Source organism: Acinetobacter sp. YH01005, assembly GCF_013420465.1.
Taxonomy (GTDB): Bacteria; Pseudomonadota; Gammaproteobacteria; order Pseudomonadales; family Moraxellaceae; genus Acinetobacter; species Acinetobacter amyesii.
This window is the reverse complement of sequence record NZ_VOYA01000006.1, coordinates 1-18,295: the sequence shown is the minus strand read 5'-3', so window position 1 is coordinate 18,295 and position 18,295 is coordinate 1. Positions and strand designations below refer to the sequence as shown.

Here is an 18,295-nt window from a genome sequence, read left to right as displayed (position 1 = left end):
GCTTAAGTCCTGCGCTGTACTGAAGTACATTGTTGCAACATATTGTTTTTTTCATCAATCACCTGAGTCTGCACATCGAGCAAACTTAATAGCGATGGAAATAGATTATCCTGACTTAATTTTTGGCTTTTTTGTGCCATTAAACAAGTATATTGCGCTGAATTATTTTTTTGCCACGCCGGTGAAAACCACATCAACATCGGTACACGGGTTTGCTGTGACGGTGCAATTGCGTATGGAGAACCGTGTAAATATAAGCCATGCTCACCTGTCGACTCGCCATGATCGGACAAATACCACAGTCCTGTTTGATAGTGGTCAGTCACTTTTAAGGTGTTAATCAATTCACTCAGCACATGGTCGGTATAAATAATACTGTTGTCATAACTATTTATTAATTCTATAGAGCTACATCCCTGTATGGCATTGCTATTACAGGTTGGCTTAAATTTTTGAAACGCTGCGGTACTTCGTTTGAAATAAGCAGGGCCATGACTGCCCATTTGGTGTAATACAATCAAACGGGGAGTTGGATCTGCTTTGGGGATCGAAGCCAAATATACCTTCAAACCATCCACTAAGATTTCATCATGACATTCGCCATCGGCATCACACCACTTTTTCTTCAGCGCTTCAGGAAATTCATATTTTTCAACACGTGTGCATGTGCCCTTACAGCCTGAATTATTATCTAGCCACGTCACCTTATAGCCTGCACGCTGTGCAATATCGAGTAAACCTTCGCGATGACTTGCAAGCTGTTCATCATATTCGGTTCTCGGCATACCCGAGAACATACAAGGAACAGACACAGCGGTTGCGGTGCCACATGAGCTGACTTGGCTAAAATTGATAATATTTTGCTGACTGAGTTCAGGATTGGTATTTTTAGCATAACCATTGAGTGAAAAACTTTCCGCGCGCGCAGTTTCACCAACCACTAAGACCATCAATTTTGGTAAGCTTTTGGCGCTTACGTTTTCAACCATATGTGCATCTTCACCATAGTTCAGCAATGGCAAATTCTGTTTCGGTGCTTTTTTGTGATAATAGGAAAATGTCGAAGCGATACTGTTTTGTGGTGAGAGCATGCCTTTTAAGTCACGATGCTCACGAAAGATCGCAGCATAATCGACAAAATAAACAAACAGCAAAGCACCCAAAAGGATGAGCGATAGCACTATATGTAGACCCTTTTTGGCTACGACCGTGCTTAGGGCTTCTTTATGCAGTGGCAAAAGCCAGATCAATAGCACTGGCAAAATAACCAGTCCAAAGCCCCAGATAAAAAATTGTGGCGAGATTAAATCCTGCACTTCCTTTACATCTGTTTGCATCATGTTCTGCACTTGGTCAGATGTAATGGTCACGCCTAAACTATTGACGAAATAAGCACTCAAGCCACCAATGATCAGCAAAACACTCGCCAAAAGTTTTGAATTCCATCGCCATTGCAGGAGTTGCATCAGCACATTATAAAGTGCCACTACCACCAGTACGGTTGCCGCTAAAAATAGTCCGGCCTTCAGCCCCGTATAAGGTGTGAGCTGCTGGATTTGCTGATAAAACGCGAGGTTCAAAACCACCCCAAGCCATAAGGCAAGCACGAGGTTAAATTGACTTAAACTAAGTCTTGGAATTTTTTGCTGTATTTTAGCTATGACCTGAAGCATATTGGCATCAATTATTGATCTTTGATGCCCTAATCTAAAAATTCAAACTTAAAAATCACTTAAAACTGATCAAAACCAAACAAGAAAAATCAAAAAAGGCGATGTAAAACATCGCCTTTTGAACAACTTAAATCAAAGTTTTAGAATTTAAATTCTAGACCTGTACCCAATACAGGTTGTTCGCTTTCATCTGGACCTTGTTCAAGTGCCAAGTAACCCGCATAGCCATATGCTTTCACTTGTTTGCTAAATGCATAATCCGCACCTGCAATGAATTGCTGAGCTTCGTAATCCTCACCTGCTTTATAAGTCGTGGTATTTTGACTATATTGTGCTTTGACTGTCCAAGCTTTTGCAGAAGGTAGATTGTATTCTGCGCCGACTAACCAACCTTGAGCATCATCAATATTTGCTGCATTCTCTGCATTCGTGTTTGTGTCTTCTTTGCTTGAATATGGTGTTTTTTCTACTTCAGACGTTTGATATAAAGCTTTCAGTGCTAAACCACCTTCAAGATTTACACGACCGATCGCACGAACGGTATTGGCTGCCGCAAAAACTTTGGTTCCAGTTATTTCAGAATTTGAAACAACTTTATCATTCACGGTATATGTACCACTATTTAGCGTCCCTACGCCACCAAAGTTCGATGGAATGGCTTTGTCATAGGCTAAACCTGCGACAACAACGGGGCTGTCATAGACAACAGACGCCGACCAAGCATCGCCAAGACCACGACCTGCAGTTTTTACTACACCTTTGTCGCTCTTGATTCCTGAAGATTCACCTGTTGCAAGCAATGCATTAACTTTAATTGCACCTTCAGCAATTTTAAATGCTGGTGATTCATAGACAACAACGTTATCTACACGGTTTTCGCCAGTCATGATGCCTGTAACATCAGCACGGTTACCCACGTAGTTGTTGAATGTATCAACCGGACTAGACAATTGTTTTAATGGGGTATCGTGTGCACCAACTTTCAATGTACCAAGTTTCGCATCTTTCAAACCAACGAAGCGGTTACGCTTAGACCAGTCGTCGCCTTCGCCGTCTGAGTTAAATGCCCATTCAATTGCATAAACTGCGCTTAAACGGTCAGTCAGTTTTTCATCGCCCTTTAAACCCAAGAAAGAACTGTTTGAACTGATTTCAACGACATCTTTATCTGAAACACCCGTTTTATTATCTTCAGGTAAATAATCAACTGACGCATCAATTTCACCGTAGAAGGTTGGTGCTGCAAAGGTTGACCCAGCCAAAAGGCTCAATGCGATAGCCGCTGCTAACTTAGTTTTCATCAAAAATTTTCCTTAAATTATTTTGTAACAGATATTACACACGCGAAACATATTACAAAATTATTAAAATAATATTTGCATTGCTCTTTTAGTGCTTTAGCTGATAAAAAACAACCAAAATCATGATTTAGAAGTGATTTTGGTCATTTTTTGATGCTTTTCCCCAAAATAGAATCGGGACTAAGCTCAATGCAGCCAAACCTGTGATCCAAAATAAATAAGTGCTATAACCCAACTGATCGGCCACTATGCCACTGATGCTATACAGCCCCCCACTCACCGTCGCCATAATGGCAACCTGAAATGTAAAGTCCGTTGCTGCAAATGCTTTACGACTATATTGCATCACCAAAGTCAGCATGATCACGAGCAGCATGGCTGAAATCATGTCTTCGGCAGCATTGATCCCATAGATCAGCCATTCATGAACCTGCCGTTTAGCCTCGAACTGTAAAGCCAGCCATGCATAGGCTAATAAGCTGAATATTTTCAATACCGAATAGAAAACCAAAGCCTGCGCCCGAGAAATATACTTCAAGCTTAGACCTGCAAGCCCCGCCCCAATTAAAGCAGCCACCGCACCTAACATGGTGACATACAGACCGATTTGACTAAAACTCAATCCTAAATCGACCATCAGCGGCTTAAGTAAGGGTCCTGCCAGCCCATCTGCAAGCTTAAAACTCAATAAGATCATGAGCCACAGTGTGAGGGTTTTAGTTTGAGAAAAATAAGTCAAATACTGGCGAATAGCGTAGAACAAGGCTGAAGTATGCTTATGGTTGTTATCATTCTCTTGAGAGGAAATTATGTTGAGCTGTGGCTTTAAAGGTTCTCGATAGAGAAAAATAGGGATGGTATTGATGAATACCAATGCCGCTAAAAACAGAAATGTGGCTTGCCAATCCAACCAATCCAAGGCCCAAAGCACAGCACCACCACCGACGATAAAACCGAGTCTTGAACCAATCACCTGAAAGGTATTGCCCCAGTGCTGTTGGTCAGTTTTTAAAATATTGACAGCCAAGCCATCGGTTGCGACATCTTGAGTCGCACCGACCAAATTCATACTGAGTAAAGCCACAAAAAACAGCAGCAGATACATCGGTTCATTCAAGCTTTGGATCGGCAAAAAAGACAGGAAGACCAAGACCACCACGGACAACAACTGCATTGGAATAATCCAACTCCGATAGTGCCCTTTGGACCTTGAACCATGTCGATCAATCCACGGTGCCCAAAAAACTTTGATCGACCATGGCAGCATGAGTAATCCAAAGCCACCAATATGCGCCAAAGACACACCTTGCGCTCTTAAAATCACCGGTAAAGCATGTGTCATAAAACCGACAGGTAACCCTTGCGCCCAATATAAGGAAAACAGTAAAAGATAGAGCTGACGAAGCTGGATCATAAGTTCCTAAATGTTGAATGCGCTGAAGTTACATTTAGAGTAGTCAAAATGCGGCTATTTTGCCAATGATCTAAAAAAATCATCGACCTAAGATAAGGTCAATGCTGATGCCGTATTTTTAAAGTACATCACGTCGAAAATGGATTTCACTTATATAAGAATATGCAATGAATCAAAAGACTCAATTATTTCCGGTTTTGCCCGATCAAGTCCCATCACGTGGTTCCACTCTGAGCCGCGCTATTTTTAAAAAACTTTTTTTGGCACAAGGTTGGAAATTTGACGGCGAATTTCCCAACCTTGCCAAAGCTGTGGCGATCATTTCTCCGCATACTTCTAATATAGATGCATGGCATGGTTTTCTCGCCTTGCTTGGAATCGGGATAAAAATAACCATTTTGGTAAAAACACCCTTTTTGATACCCCCTTAAAACCACTTTTGGATTGGGTCGGCGTGATCCCTGTGCAGCGTGAAAATCCACATGGACTGACGCGTGAAATTACTGAGATTGTCCAAGCGACAGATCAAATTTGGATTGGAATGGCACCTGAGGGAACACGAAAAAAAGCCGATAAAATCCGCAGTGGTTTTTACTATATTGCCTATGAAGCACAGATACCTATTGTGATGTTTAGCTTTGATTATGCAAAGAAAACCATTCATTGCTTGGGTGTTTTTGAACCTAGTGGAGATTTTGAAACTGATCTTGAAAAAATTTTGAAGATTTATGATGGCAAATTTTCCCCGAAAAATCCCGAATGGTTGGCCTTGCCGTTACAAAAGCACTGGAAAAAGCCCTAGTCAAATGGCTATTTTTTTGATGTGATGTGCACTTTGTATATTTAACCATCAGATTTCACCCATGAAACTTTTGCAATACCTGATTCCTAGCCTCTTTGTATTGGCACTCACTGGCTGTGATTCTGCAACCAAAACGCCTGCGACCACGACACCTACACCAGCCAAAGCACGTGAACCGGTGATCGCGATTGCGCTCGGTGGTGGCGGTGCCAAAGGTTTTGCTCATATTGGTGTGCTTAAAGTGCTTGAATCGCACGGTATTAAACCTAAGATTGTGACTGGGACCAGTGCGGGTAGTTTTGTCGGCAGCTTATATGCCAGCGGTAAAACGCCTTATCAAATGCAGCAATTGGCTCTGAACTTTAAAGAGTCCGATATTCGTGACTTAACCTTAAATAGCCAAGGCATTATTCAAGGGCAAAAACTGCAAGACTTTGTTAATAAAAACGTCGGCAATAAATCAATTGAACAATTTCCAAAGCGCTTTGCTGCCGTAGCCACCCGTTTGGATAATGGCAGTAAAACTGAATTTAACCGTGGTAATGCAGGCCAAGCGGTACGTGCATCGTGCAGCATTCCAAATGTATTTGTACCTGCAACCATTGCAGGGGTGAAATATGTCGATGGGGGTTTAGTCAGCCCGATTCCAGTGAAAACGGCACGTGATATGGGTGCAGATATTGTGATTGCAGTTGATATCTCTGCGCGTCCTGACGGTAGCAAAGCCGTAAGCATGTTTGGTTTACTCGATCAAACCATTAACATCATGGGACAACAAAGTATTAATGAAGAACTGAAAAATGCCAATTTCGTGATTCAACCTAAAGTAGGACATATTGGTACACTCGATTTAAAGTCGAGCAATGCAACGATTTTAGAAGGTGAAAAAGCCGCACAGCTCAAAGTGAATAGCATTATTAAGGCGATCGATAACTTTAAACAGTCTCCTGCGGCCTTTAAACCAGCACCAAAAGCGAAAATATAATTCAACGATTTTTTTTATATTCATTGAGTTATACATCTGCTACATTGATATAGATACTGGTTCATCTATATCAATTCACCATTATATAAGAGTAGATGTATGGAATTTATTTTAGAACCTTGGCACTGGTTTGTATTGGGCGTCGCTTTGATGCTTTTTGAACTGATTTTGCCGTCTTTTGCTGCGCTATGGTTTGGCGTTTCTGCAATTTTGGTTGGGATCTTATATTGGATCTTTCCATCCATGGACTTTAATGTCCAAATTGTGGTTTGGATTATTTTTGCCGTGCTCTGCACATTTTTGTGGTTCAAATTTATTAAGCCTTTATCCATTGATAAAACCAAAGCAGGTCTGTCCCGTGAAGCGACGATTGGCCAAGTGGGTATGGTGATTCAAACCCAGCTCAATCATGGCAGCGTTAAAGTTCGCTTCCCAATGCCTGTTTTAGGTTCAGATGAATGGCATTGCCGTACCCAAGATGCACTTCAAGTCGGCGACCGTGTTCGCGTGACCGATATTTTAGGTAATGATTTAGTCGTCCAACTGCACAGCAGCAACCACCCCACTGACAATCCATAAATAAGTGAGAAATGACATGTCTGGTGTTTCTATTGTTTTTTTAGCGCTCTTAGTTTTTGTAGCCGTCACCATTTTTAAAGGTGTCCGTATTGTTCCCCAAGGTTATAAATGGATTGTTCAGCGTTTAGGTAAATACCATACCACGCTCAATCCGGGACTGAACTTTGTGATTCCGTATGTTGATGAAGTGGCTTATAAAGTCACAACCAAAGATATCGTCTTAGATATTCCTTCTCAGGAAGTGATCACACGTGACAATGCGGTACTGCTGATGAATGCTGTGGCTTATATCAATTTAACAACGCCTGAAAAAGCAGTTTACGGTATTGAAAACTACACATGGGCAATCCAAAACTTAGTTCAAACCTCTTTACGTTCTATTGTCGGTGAAATGGACCTCGATGATGCACTTTCATCGCGTGATCATATTAAGGCTAAACTTAAAGCCGCAATTTCTGATGATATCTCTGACTGGGGTATTACGCTTAAAACTGTAGAAATTCAAGATATTAAACCTTCTCATACCATGCAAGCGGCAATGGAAGAGCAAGCGGCCGCTGAACGTCAACGTCGTGCGACAGTGACCAAGGCAGACGGTGAAAAACAAGCGGCTATTTTGGAAGCGGATGGTCGTTTAGAAGCTTCTCGTCGTGATGCAGAAGCTCAAGTGGTACTGGCAGAGTCTTCTCAACGTGCAATTGAAATGGTGAGTTCAGCCGTCGGCGATAAAGAAATTCCAGTTGCGTACTTACTGGGTGAACAATACGTCAAAGCCATGCAAGATATGGCTAAATCTAATAATGCCAAAACTGTGGTATTACCTGCGGATGTACTGAATACGATTCGTGGTGTGATGGGACGTAATAACTAAATCTTCACATTAATAAAAATGGGTCGTGACATACGGCCCATTTTTATGCCCAAAACAAAAAAGAAGGCAAAGTTTGTGAATTTATGTTTAAATTTCACGTTATTTTTTTGACGTTTTAGGACTTATCGTTCGATTTCACCTACTTGGCTTAGGCAAATCCCATTGAGTCCCCTAATTAAACGCAATTGTCCAACGCCAAAGCGGATACCGTATGAGCTCCCTGAATCCCACCCTAATTACCTTTCTCTTTTATATTGTCGCCATGGTCGTGATCGGTTTACTTGCATACCGTGCGACCAGTAACTTTTCTGACTACATTTTAGGTGGCCGCCGATTAGGGAGCTTTGTCACTGCCCTTTCTGCAGGTGCATCGGATATGAGTGGTTGGTTGCTCATGGGTCTTCCGGGGGCGATTTACCTTTCAGGTTTATCTGAAATGTGGATTGCAATTGGTCTGATCATCGGTGCTTGGCTCAACTGGCTACTTGTGGCAGGTCGTCTTCGTGTACATACCGAAGTTCAAAATAATGCCTTGACCCTACCTGACTATTTCTCAAATCGTTTTAACGATCAAAAGAAAATCTTACGTATCGTATCTGCTGTTATTATTTTGATTTTCTTCGCAATTTACTGTGCTTCAGGCATGGTTGCAGGCGCTCGATTATTTGAAAGTATGTTTGGTATGTCATATAGCACTGCGCTTTGGATCAGTGCCATTGCAACGGTGAGCTATGTGTTTATTGGTGGCTTTCTTGCTGTGAGTTGGACCGATACCATTCAAGCGGGCTTTATGATTTTTGCCTTGCTGCTGACACCTATCGTGGTCATGTTGTCGTTTTCTGATTTAACCCAGTTCACTCTGGCACTAGAAGCAGCACGCCCTCAAGCCATGGATGTATTTGCAGACTTAAGTTTTGTCGCAATCATATCTTTATTAGCATGGGGCTTAGGCTATTTTGGTCAACCGCATATCTTAGTCCGCTTCATGGCAGCAGATTCTGTTAAATCGATTCCCAATGCACGTCGTATTGGTATGACATGGATGACGCTCTGCCTCGGTGGCGCAGTTGCAGCAGGCTTCTTCGGTATTGCTTATTTCCAACAGCATCCAGAACTGGCAGGTGTCGTTACAGCAAACCCTGAAACGGTCTTTATGGAATTGACTAAAATTCTATTTAACCCATGGGTTGCAGGTATCGTATTGGCTGCGATTTTAGCTGCAATCATGAGTACCCTCAGCTGTCAGCTTTTAGTCTGCTCAAGTACATTAACTGAAGACTTTTATAAATCATTCTTACGCAAAAATGCTTCACAAAAAGAATTGGTTTGGGTCGGCCGTATTATGGTGTTAATGATTGCGTTGCTTGCGATCTATATGGCGGGTAATCCAGACTCTAAAGTTCTTGGTCTCGTCGCATATGCATGGGCAGGCTTTGGTGCTGCATTTGGCCCACTGATTATCATGTCATTGTTCTGGAAACGTATGACATTGAACGGTGCTTTAGCCGGTATGGTGGTTGGAGCAGTCATGGTCATTCTATGGAAAAACCTCTGGGGCGATACAGGCGTTTATGAAATTATTCCGGGCTTCATCTGCTCACTACTTGCAATCATCATTGTGAGCTTAATGGGCAAAGCACCATCTGCTGAAGTCACTGAAAAATTTGAAGAAGCAGATCGTATCTATAAAGAAAGTATTTAAGACCAATAGCACTTAAATTTAAGCTCTAATTTTTAATATCTGCAAAAAAGGACGCCTAGCGTCCTTTTTTGTTTTTATCATTTCATCCATTTAGCTATTCCGTAGATGGTTTATTGACTTCTGTTCCAAATATACAAAATATAAAAAAGCCCACAACATGTTACATGTGTGGGCTGAGGTCTTTTACTGCGTCATATTAACTTTGACGTTTTAATAAAAACTGCGTGATCTTGTGTAATTCTGCCGCATCTTCTGCAAAATAATCCAAAGCTTGAAGCGCTTGAGCATGTAATTCTTCTGCATAAGCTTGCGCTTGCTCGAGACCCATCAACGCAGGGTATGTGGATTTATCCACTTGTTGATCTTTACCTGCAGTTTTACCCAATGCTTCAGTGTCAGCAATAATATCTAAAATATCATCTTGCACCTGAAAGGCTAAACCAATCGCAAGACCAAATTCACGGAGTTTAGGAATGGCTTGATCTGTGCCATTAAATATTGTCACTGCCGCCATCATGATTGCGGCAGAAATTAAAGCGCCGGTTTTATTTCGATGAATATTTTCCAGTTCATCCTGACTGACATGCTTGCCTTCCGCTTGTAAGTCTAGAACTTGTCCATTGACCATTTTTGAAGTTGCAGTCGCTAAAATTTGCATTTGCTTCAAGATGATCGGCGCTTCAACGGCTGGGCCTTGATCAAAGAGACGGCTGCCTAAAACTTCAAAAGCCATCGATTGTAAAATATCGCCAGCAAGTAAAGCCGTATCTTCACCAAAAGCCACATGACAAGTTGGTTGACCACGACGGAGTAAATCGTTGTCCATACACGGCAAATCATCGTGTGCCAATGAATAGCAATGAATAAATTCAATCGCCACAGCAGCACGGCGTACGGCTGCAAAATTGGTATTGGGTTTTAACGCTGCTGTTGCATAACAAAGTGCCGGTCGAACGCGTTTTCCACCCAACATCACAGCATGATACACCGCCCCTTTTAAGGGTTCTGGAATTGAAAATGCATCAAGCGCTGTCAGTAAATCCTGCTGAATACGCTGCTGCGCTTCTGTCAGGGCATGTGTGGAAACGTCTGTTAAAGAAGACACATTCACCTCAAATACTTTAAATATTTAACTGCTTCGTTCATTAGCAAATCGACTGCTAATGTTTTCTGTCAATTTTGACCTGTTGCATCATACTGCTTTCTCAAATCTTTCTCTATGTTACGGCCTAAATCTATGTGTTTTTCCTACAGTCTGATGGTTTTTTAAATGTCGTTTCCTCAAATAGCGCCACATTTTGTCCATCATTAAAACAGGTACAATTTTTCGAGCCTTTCTTGGCTTGATACAAAGCCTGATCGGCACGTGCCAATGTTTCAAAAAATGACTCTGTTCCATCCCACAAGGCCACTCCGCATGAGATACTCAGTTGTAGAGCCTTATCCGCATAATTCATCGAAGAAGCATAGATTTGCTCACAACATTGTTGTGCAATCGAACATGCAGTCGATATAGCCGTGCGTGGCAAAATCATTGCAAACTCTTCCCCACCCATGCGATATATTTGTGCATCTGCGTGTTGACTAATTTGCACCCTTAAAAGCTGCGCACTTTTTCTTAAAACTTCATCGCCAAACGCATGACCGTAGCTATCATTGATTTGCTTAAAATTGTCTAAGTCGAGCATCATCAAACATATTTCATCGGCTTGTTCAACCGCGAAGCTTTTTTGCCACTGAGAAAGGTCTAAATCAAATCCACGTCGATTTTTTATCCCTGTCAGATAATCAAAATAAACTTGTTGTTCGAGTTGTTGGTTATGTTTCAACAGCGATAATTCGAATTGCTTTAAATTTGTAATGTCCGCACAGCACAACAGTACATGTTCCAAATCGCCACTTTGTTGAAACTTTGGTTTGAGCGTGAACCAATAATGCCGTTCATTTTCACTATACATAAAGGGTTCAATGCTATCGTTCTCTAAACAGCGTAAATCAAACTCAGAACTTGTGGCTTTGGTTTTTTGCTGCATCACAGACACGTGATTTAATACGATCTCTTGTAAGTCTGACTGAAATCGATGTTTAAATATTTGATTGGCGCATATCAGCTCAGCTGTCGCAGAAAATAACGCAGCAGGCATTGGCAACGCTTCTAATACAGCCAATTGTTCAGTAGGTATTTCCGATTTTATTAAGTCTTTTTTAAGCATGGTTTCGCTACTTTTTTCAGGGCAAAGCTACGCAAAATGCTAACAAAATTAATCTGACATAAATCACAGAAACTTTCTAATATTAAATGCAGTTCATATTATATAAAAATATATACCAATTCATGATTTGCTTATTCATATAAAAGATAAAGGCAAAAAAAAGCCCCTGCAAAGCAGAGGCTGATTTCAAATGAGATGTTAAATGCTTAATCTAAACTATCCGCAGGTATGCGCACCCAGCCTTCCATTAAGACACGCGCACTTCGGCTCATTACGGCTTTTTTAACGACCCACTGACCATTTTCATAAATCGCTTGCGCACCTACACGTAACGTCCCAGATGGATGTCCGAAACGCACGGCTTCTCGCTCCCCACCACCCGCGGCTAAGTTCACAAGTGTCCCCGGTATCGCAGCTGCTGTACCAATGGCAACTGCCGCTGTGCCCATCATGGCATGATGCAGTTTCCCCATCGACAAGGCACGAACCAATAAGTCCGTATCGTGTTCTGAAATTTGTTTAGAACTCGAAGATGTATAAGCTTTCGGTTTTGAAACAAATGCAATCTTTGGTGTATGTTGACGTTGCTCTGCTTCAGCAATATCTGAAATCAAACCCATTTGCTGCGCACCATAAGCACGGATTTTTTCAAAACGGGCCAATGCCTTAGCATCACCGTTGATCGCATCTTGCAGTTCAGTGCCGACATAACCAATATCTTCTGCATTTAAGAAAATTGTTGGAATACCTGCATTAATGAATGTTGCAGGGAAACTGCCTTCATCGGGTACGGTTAAGGTATCGACCAAATTCCCTGTAGGGAACATAGCGCCGCCATCTTCACCATCATCTGCGGGGTCTAAAAATTCAATTTGAACTTCGGCTGCTGGGAAGGTCACACCATCTAGTTCAAAATCACCGGTTTCTTGTACTGCACCATCAGTAATAGGTACATGCGCAATAATGGTTTTTTGAATATTGGCTTGCCAAATGCGAACCGTACACAAACCATTTTCAGGAATACGTGATGCCTCAACCAAACCATTTGAAATGGCAAATGCACCAACCGCTGCCGTTAAGTTTCCGCAGTTACCACTCCAGTCGACAAATGCTTTATCTATCGACACTTGTCCAAATAGATAGTCTACATCATGCTCAGGCTGTGAACTTTTTGCCAAAATCACGGTTTTACTGGTACTTGAAGTCGCTCCACCCATCCCATCAATTTGTTTGCCATAAGGATCTGGACTGCCAATCACACGTAATAAAAGTTGGTCGCGAACTTTTCCAGCTTGTTGTGCTGCAAGGGGCAAATCATCTAGCTTGAAAAATACACCTTTACTTGTACCACCACGCATATAAGTCGCTGCAATTTTAATTTGGGGAGCAAAACTCATTTTTATTGAATCCTTAATCTTTATCATTGTGTTTTGGCAGAGCGTTCTTTTCTGCGCTTTTGCATCATACAATGTTTAATTGAAGTTTTAACAATCACATGACTTAAGTATAAAAAAACAACATTCGATACCTTTTCCATATAAAGCCAAGCATCAGAATTTCAATTAAAATAAAATTAATCTATTGATTCATAAATTTTTAATTCAGCATTTAAAACGAAAAATAGGTTATTAAACCTATAAATATTTTTCATAAATTTTGAGCTACTAGGCTATTCATTCTCTATACATTACAATTACCAAAATTAAACCATTCTCGGGAAGAGTAACTTGACTACCAATTCCTCCGAACTCAAGCGTGGCTTAAAGAATCGTCATATTCAATTGATTGCCATGGGTGGTGCAATTGGTACAGGCTTATTCTTGGGCTCAGCGCATGTGATTCAATCTGCTGGACCATCCATCATTCTCGGCTACGCCATTGGCGGTCTGATCGCCTTTCTAATTATGCGTCAGTTGGGTGAAATGATCGTCCATGAGCCTGTAGCGGGTTCATTTAGCCATTTTGCATATAAATATTGGGGGAAATTTCCAGGTTTCTTAACAGGTTGGAACTACTGGATTCTCTATATTTTAGTGGCAATGACAGAACTCACCGCTGTTGCGAAATACATCAATTATTGGTGGCCTCATATTCCAGCGTGGGCATCTGTACTGTTTTTCTTCGTGATCATTACTTTAGTAAACTTAGGTAATGTGAAGTTTTATGGTGAATCTGAGTTTTGGCTGTCGATTATTAAAGTCACTGCAGTTATTTCGATGATCGTATTTGGTTTGTATTTGCTACTGACTGCAGATGCCAACTCAACCGCATCATTTACCAACTTATGGAGTCAGGGCGGCTTCTTCCCAAATGGTTTTGAAGGCTTATTCTTCATGCTGGCTTTCTTGATGTTCGCCTTCGGTGGTATTGAACTGATTGGTATGGCGGCAGCGGAAGCTGAAAATCCAAAAGAAACTATTCCTAAAGCGATTAACCAAGTTGTTTTTCGTATTTTGATTTTCTACGTGGGTTCTTTGACTATTCTATTATCACTTGTGCCATGGAATCAGCTTGAACTAGGTGGTTTAGACAAAAGTCCATTTGTGATGATCTTTAGCCAACTGGGTATTGATTGGGCTGCACATTTACTGAACTTCATTATTTTAACTGCAGCACTGTCTGTTTATAACAGCGGTATGTATGCCAATAGCCGTATGCTTTACAGCTTGGCGAAGCAAGGTAATGCACCAAAAGTTTTCGCAAAAACCAACAAAAGTGGCGTGCCAATTCCAGCGGTATTACTTTCTGCAGTCCTGATTTTCGGTTGCGTACTCTTAAACTACTTCGTACCTGAAGATGCGCTGGGTCACTTAATGTATGTGGTGGTTGGTGCACTTGTCCTTAACTGGGCGATGATTACCATGACTCACTTACAGTTCCGTCGTGCAAAACGTATTTTGAATTTTACAACGTCTTATCCTGCACTTTGGGCACCAGTCAGCAACTACATCGTTCTGATCTTTATTGCTTTAGTTCTCTTTATTATGTGGACTCAGGGCTTTATGGAATCTGTTCTAATGATCCCTGTTTGGATTACAGTCATGTTATTAATGTTTAACTATCTTAATCCTAAAGATTTGAGCGACATTGACCCCAATGAAGTTCATAAAGACTAAGTAATTTAAAAAGTTATTGTTTCGGCAATAACTTTTTTTTTAGCTAAAATAGGAGTACATTAGCCTCCGTCTTGCGCTCTTAGCTTAACTGGATAGAGCAGTTGCCTCCTAAGCGACCGACGTGGGTTCGAGTCCCGCAGAGCGCACAATTTCTGAGATATCCCTCCTCCCTGTATTTGTAATCCCCCATATACCAATAAATATAAAGAAAGAACCTTTCACACTAAAAACCCATCAATTACAGTTTTTAACTTAGTTATTGTTTTTACAAAGATTACTGTTCAAAGACTATTTTTAAGAACAGTTAAATAGCGCTTTAAAATGTGCTAGCCACCTACCTCTCAATGCAAAAAACGACACATAGTATGGTCCATAAGGCCAAAAAATCAATTTATGACTGCACATATCAAAATTTTTTCAATTTTTTTCTAGGTTTAGAAAATAATGCGCTAAATGAAAATATTAAATAATAATCAAAATGTTATATATACTAATTAGTACTTTTACTCTAAAAATAGCAACTTTTAGCCATATTTTTCAATCTAGAGCATTTACTCTTATTTTAATTGTGCTATTTTTGTCACATGGAGTAACAATTAAGCCTAAGAGTATTAAGAAGTTTTCCATAACGAATATATGCAGTAACCATAAAAATCAAATTCGTATCTCAAGGAATGACGAAGAATGAAATTAAAAACTTTAGCTACAGCCATGATTCTTGCTTCAGTTCCAATGACAGGTGCTTTTGCAGCAGCACTAGATCGTTCAGGACAATCTATTTCTGCATTTTTACAACCAGGGAACTATTTTGAAGCAGGTATTTCGGTTTTAGATCCGAATGTTTCAGGGAAGATGAACAGCACTGCACCTGCTAGCAACCCAACATTAGGAGCTCTTGCTAATACATCACTAGATGACATGGCGGGTGATTACTATTTTCCACACGCAGCATTAAAATTACAGCTAACTGATAATTTTTCTTTTGGTTTACTATATGATCAACCTTTTGGTGCAGAAGCTAAATATAGTGCAACAGATCAAACACTACCAGTTGCAGGTAACCCTGGCGCATTCCAATTAATGGGCGAAACAACGGAAGTCGAAGTTAACACTCAAAATATCTCGATGATATTAGGTTTTCAACCAATTGAAAATTTTAACATATACGGCGGTGGTGTTTATCAAACAGTAAAAGGTGATGTTCAACTACGCGGTATTGCATATGGAGCAAACCAAGCTCTCGGTTTATATAATGCAAATATGAAAGAAGATAGTGCCGTTGGTTGGTTAGCAGGAGTAGCGTACCAAATCCCAGAAATTGCTTTAAAAGCATCTATTACTTACCGTTCTGAGATTGATCACGAAGCTGCAACCACTGAAACTGGAAGCAGTGCTCTACTAGGCGGTGCTTTTTCAACGCGTGCTGACACTAAGATCACCACACCGCAGTCTGTTAACCTTGATTTTCAAACTGGTATCATGGCCGACACTGTCGCATTTGCAAATGTACGTTGGGTAGATTGGTCAAATTTTGCAATTCGCCCAACCGCTTTTGGTAAAGCATCTGAAACATTAGGTGCCCTTGGTCGTGGTCCTGTTGGTGGATTTGACCTTGTTGCTTATTCTGACGATCAAATCAATGCTACAGTTGGTATAGGTCGTAAATTGAGTGAACAATGGGCTGGTAACGTTTCTGTAGGTTGGGATTCTGGTGCAGGCAACCCTGTATCAACACTTGGTCCTACTGAAGGCTACTGGAACGTTGGCTTAGGTTTACAATTCAGCCCAGCGCCTAACTACTTTATCGCAGGTGGTGTTAAATACTTCATGTTAGGTGATGCTGAAGCACAACCTGCATCAATGTTTGGTACAAATGAATCAGTAGCATCATTTGAAGATAACGATGCTTGGGCATACGGTTTAAAAATCGGTTACCGCTTCTAATTTAAATATGATTCGGGCCATAGTTCGCTATGGCCCTAACTTTTTATTCTTTCCCTATCTTGTTTGATCAAACAATAAACATTTAAATTTACTAAAACATTTATCAAAAACTAAGCTTTTTACTCTAATTTTTCATTTAAAAATCATAAAGATAATTATCAATCACTAGAATAAATACTCTAGTCATGCTCATTTTTTAACTTCCCTAGTTCAATTTTAGAGTAGCAACTCTTATTTACTGTTTTTCTATTTATGTTACTTTCCACACATTGAAATAACATCAAAAGTTACAAACAGGGAAAAGTATGCGCTTAAATCACCTTAGCTACGCAATTTTACTTACCGCTTTACCAACAGCATCATTATTTGCAGCGGGTCTAGACCGTTCAGGCCAGTCTATTCAGGCTTTTTTACAACCTGGTAACTATGCGGAAGCGGGTATTTCTGTTTTAGATCCAGAAGTTCAAGGTAAAGACAATCCCGGCAATAAAGTCAGCGATATGGCTGAAGATTACTACTTCCCTACTGCTGCTATAAAAATTCAGGCAACTGATAAAATATCTATGGGTTTACTTTATGACCAGCCATTTGGAGCTGACGCTCAATATGCGCCTGAATCTAATGCTTTTGCTACAGTAAATACCAATACTGGTGTATTGGAGGGCACTTCTGTTGAAGTAAAAACCAATAGCATTACAGCACTTATAGGGTATCAGCCAAATGAGAACTGGAATGTTTATGCCGGACCTGTCTATCAAAGCGTAAAGGCGAAAGTCTCCCTACGTGGTACAGCTTATAAAGGCCCGCGAGTTCTTGGCGGTTATGATATTGACCTTAAAGAAAGTGAAGCTTACGGTTGGTTAGCTGGTTTTGCATATTCTATTCCTGAAATTGCCTTAAAAGCTGCTGTGACTTATCGCTCTGAAATTAAACATGAATTAGATACCACAGAAACCTTCGGTTTTGGTACAGATGGGGCTTTATATATTCCTGGATTAACTGGCACATTATTGGGTAAACCAGTAATTCCAACTTACCATAAAGTGGAAATTACTACACCACAATCAGTCAACATTGACTTACAGTCAGGCATTGCAAAAAATACCTTAGCCTTTGCTAATATTCGCTGGGTACATTGGGATCAGTTTGCAGTAAAACCTGCTTATTTATCTCAGCTAACTGGCGCACTCACCGGAAAACAGCAGAATCTTGTCGATTATTCAGATGATCAATGGTCTGCAAATGTGGGTTTAGGTCATAAATTTAACGTTAAATGGTCAGGCTCTGCTGCTGTAGGTTATGACTCTGGTGCAGGAAACCCGGTAACCACCTTGGGTCCAACTGAAGGTTATTGGAGTGTCGGTCTAGGCGGCCAATACAGCCCTGCAGAAAACTATTTTATCCAGGCTGGGGTTAAATACTTCTGGCTAGGAGATGCACAAGCACAAACAGGTGGTGAAGTAAAAGGTAGCTTTGAAAACAACCATGCCATGGGTTATGGCCTAAAAATCGGCTACCGTTTCTAAGCAATAAAGAGTTTTCTCTAATAAAAAAAGGCACCCTTTGGTCACTGCTGTCCCACAATTTTTCACAAGAGGAAGCTCATTTGAGCTTCCTCTTGTTTTATGGGTATTTTATCGGGTGAAAATAAAGCTTTTAAAGTTCTTCTTTCAAACAAATTCACTTGAATTATTC

General features: G+C 40.7%; 13 protein-coding genes, 1 tRNA gene and 1 pseudogene. 9 read left to right on the top strand and 6 right to left on the bottom strand.

Annotated elements, in window-relative coordinates; translation table 11 throughout:
- Window positions 1–2: 2 nt before the first annotated feature.
- The 3 genes from FTT72_RS05255 to FTT72_RS05245 form a co-directional block, all read right to left on the bottom strand.
- Window positions 3–1,673 carry a phosphoethanolamine transferase gene (locus FTT72_RS05255; RefSeq protein WP_180177978.1) on the bottom strand — a complete coding sequence of 557 codons (1,671 nt, stop codon included), beginning with the start codon at window positions 1,671–1,673 and terminating at the stop codon, window positions 3–5.
- 140 nt (window positions 1,674–1,813) lie between these two features.
- Entirely contained in the window at window positions 1,814–2,974 is a 1,161-nt protein-coding gene (locus FTT72_RS05250; RefSeq protein ID WP_180177977.1) for a porin, read from the bottom strand.
- Between the two features lie 127 nt (window positions 2,975–3,101).
- A complete protein-coding gene (locus FTT72_RS05245) occupies window positions 3,102–4,388 on the bottom strand; it encodes an MFS transporter (protein WP_180065314.1) in 1,287 nt (428 codons plus the stop codon).
- 167 nt (window positions 4,389–4,555) lie between these two features.
- Between FTT72_RS05245 and FTT72_RS05240 the strand changes: the two are divergent.
- The 5 genes and pseudogenes from FTT72_RS05240 (at window position 4,556) to putP (ending at window position 9,327) form a co-directional block, all read left to right on the top strand.
- Window positions 4,556–5,190 (top strand): annotated as a pseudogene (locus FTT72_RS05240) (1-acyl-sn-glycerol-3-phosphate acyltransferase).
- A gap of 61 nt (window positions 5,191–5,251) precedes the next feature.
- Window positions 5,252–6,175: a patatin-like phospholipase family protein gene (locus tag FTT72_RS05235; protein ID WP_180024072.1), complete on the top strand. Its 924-nt coding sequence runs from the start codon at window positions 5,252–5,254 to the stop codon at window positions 6,173–6,175.
- A 99-nt stretch (window positions 6,176–6,274) separates the two neighbouring features.
- Window positions 6,275–6,754: an NfeD family protein gene (locus FTT72_RS05230; RefSeq protein ID WP_078189968.1), complete on the top strand. Its 480-nt coding sequence runs from the start codon at window positions 6,275–6,277 to the stop codon at window positions 6,752–6,754.
- 16 nt (window positions 6,755–6,770) lie between these two features.
- Window positions 6,771–7,625 (top strand): SPFH domain-containing protein, encoded by an 855-nt coding sequence (locus tag FTT72_RS05225; RefSeq protein WP_078189969.1) that lies wholly within the window; start codon window positions 6,771–6,773, stop codon window positions 7,623–7,625.
- Between the two features lie 211 nt (window positions 7,626–7,836).
- Window positions 7,837–9,327 (top strand): sodium/proline symporter PutP, encoded by a 1,491-nt coding sequence (gene putP / locus FTT72_RS05220; RefSeq protein ID WP_180177976.1) that lies wholly within the window; start codon window positions 7,837–7,839, stop codon window positions 9,325–9,327.
- Window positions 9,328–9,523: 196 nt separating this feature from the next.
- On the opposite strand, the gene FTT72_RS05215 is transcribed toward putP, so the two are convergent.
- The 3 genes from FTT72_RS05215 to prpF form a co-directional block, all read right to left on the bottom strand.
- Window positions 9,524–10,432, bottom strand: a complete 909-nt coding sequence (locus FTT72_RS05215) for a polyprenyl synthetase family protein (protein ID WP_078193048.1) — start codon at window positions 10,430–10,432, stop codon at window positions 9,524–9,526.
- A gap of 130 nt (window positions 10,433–10,562) precedes the next feature.
- Window positions 10,563–11,540, bottom strand: a complete 978-nt coding sequence (locus tag FTT72_RS05210; protein WP_180177975.1) for a GGDEF domain-containing protein — start codon at window positions 11,538–11,540, stop codon at window positions 10,563–10,565.
- A 206-nt stretch (window positions 11,541–11,746) separates the two neighbouring features.
- Complete coding sequence (gene prpF / locus FTT72_RS05205; protein ID WP_180004315.1) at window positions 11,747–12,937, bottom strand: 2-methylaconitate cis-trans isomerase PrpF; 1,191 nt, start codon at window positions 12,935–12,937, stop codon at window positions 11,747–11,749.
- Window positions 12,938–13,267: 330 nt separating this feature from the next.
- Here prpF and FTT72_RS05200 point away from each other — a divergent pair, with 330 nt between their 5' ends.
- The 4 genes from FTT72_RS05200 to FTT72_RS05185 all read left to right on the top strand — a co-directional run bounded on the left by FTT72_RS05200 (window position 13,268) and on the right by FTT72_RS05185 (window position 18,126).
- Window positions 13,268–14,656, top strand: a complete 1,389-nt coding sequence (locus FTT72_RS05200) for an amino acid permease (protein ID WP_078189974.1) — start codon at window positions 13,268–13,270, stop codon at window positions 14,654–14,656.
- A 73-nt stretch (window positions 14,657–14,729) separates the two neighbouring features.
- Window positions 14,730–14,802: transfer RNA gene (locus FTT72_RS05195), tRNA-Arg, on the top strand.
- A 538-nt stretch (window positions 14,803–15,340) separates the two neighbouring features.
- Complete coding sequence (locus tag FTT72_RS05190; RefSeq protein ID WP_180004314.1) at window positions 15,341–16,600, top strand: OmpP1/FadL family transporter; 1,260 nt, start codon at window positions 15,341–15,343, stop codon at window positions 16,598–16,600.
- A 305-nt stretch (window positions 16,601–16,905) separates the two neighbouring features.
- Complete coding sequence (locus FTT72_RS05185) at window positions 16,906–18,126, top strand: OmpP1/FadL family transporter (RefSeq protein WP_180177974.1); 1,221 nt, start codon at window positions 16,906–16,908, stop codon at window positions 18,124–18,126.
- Window positions 18,127–18,295: the final 169 nt, after the last annotated feature.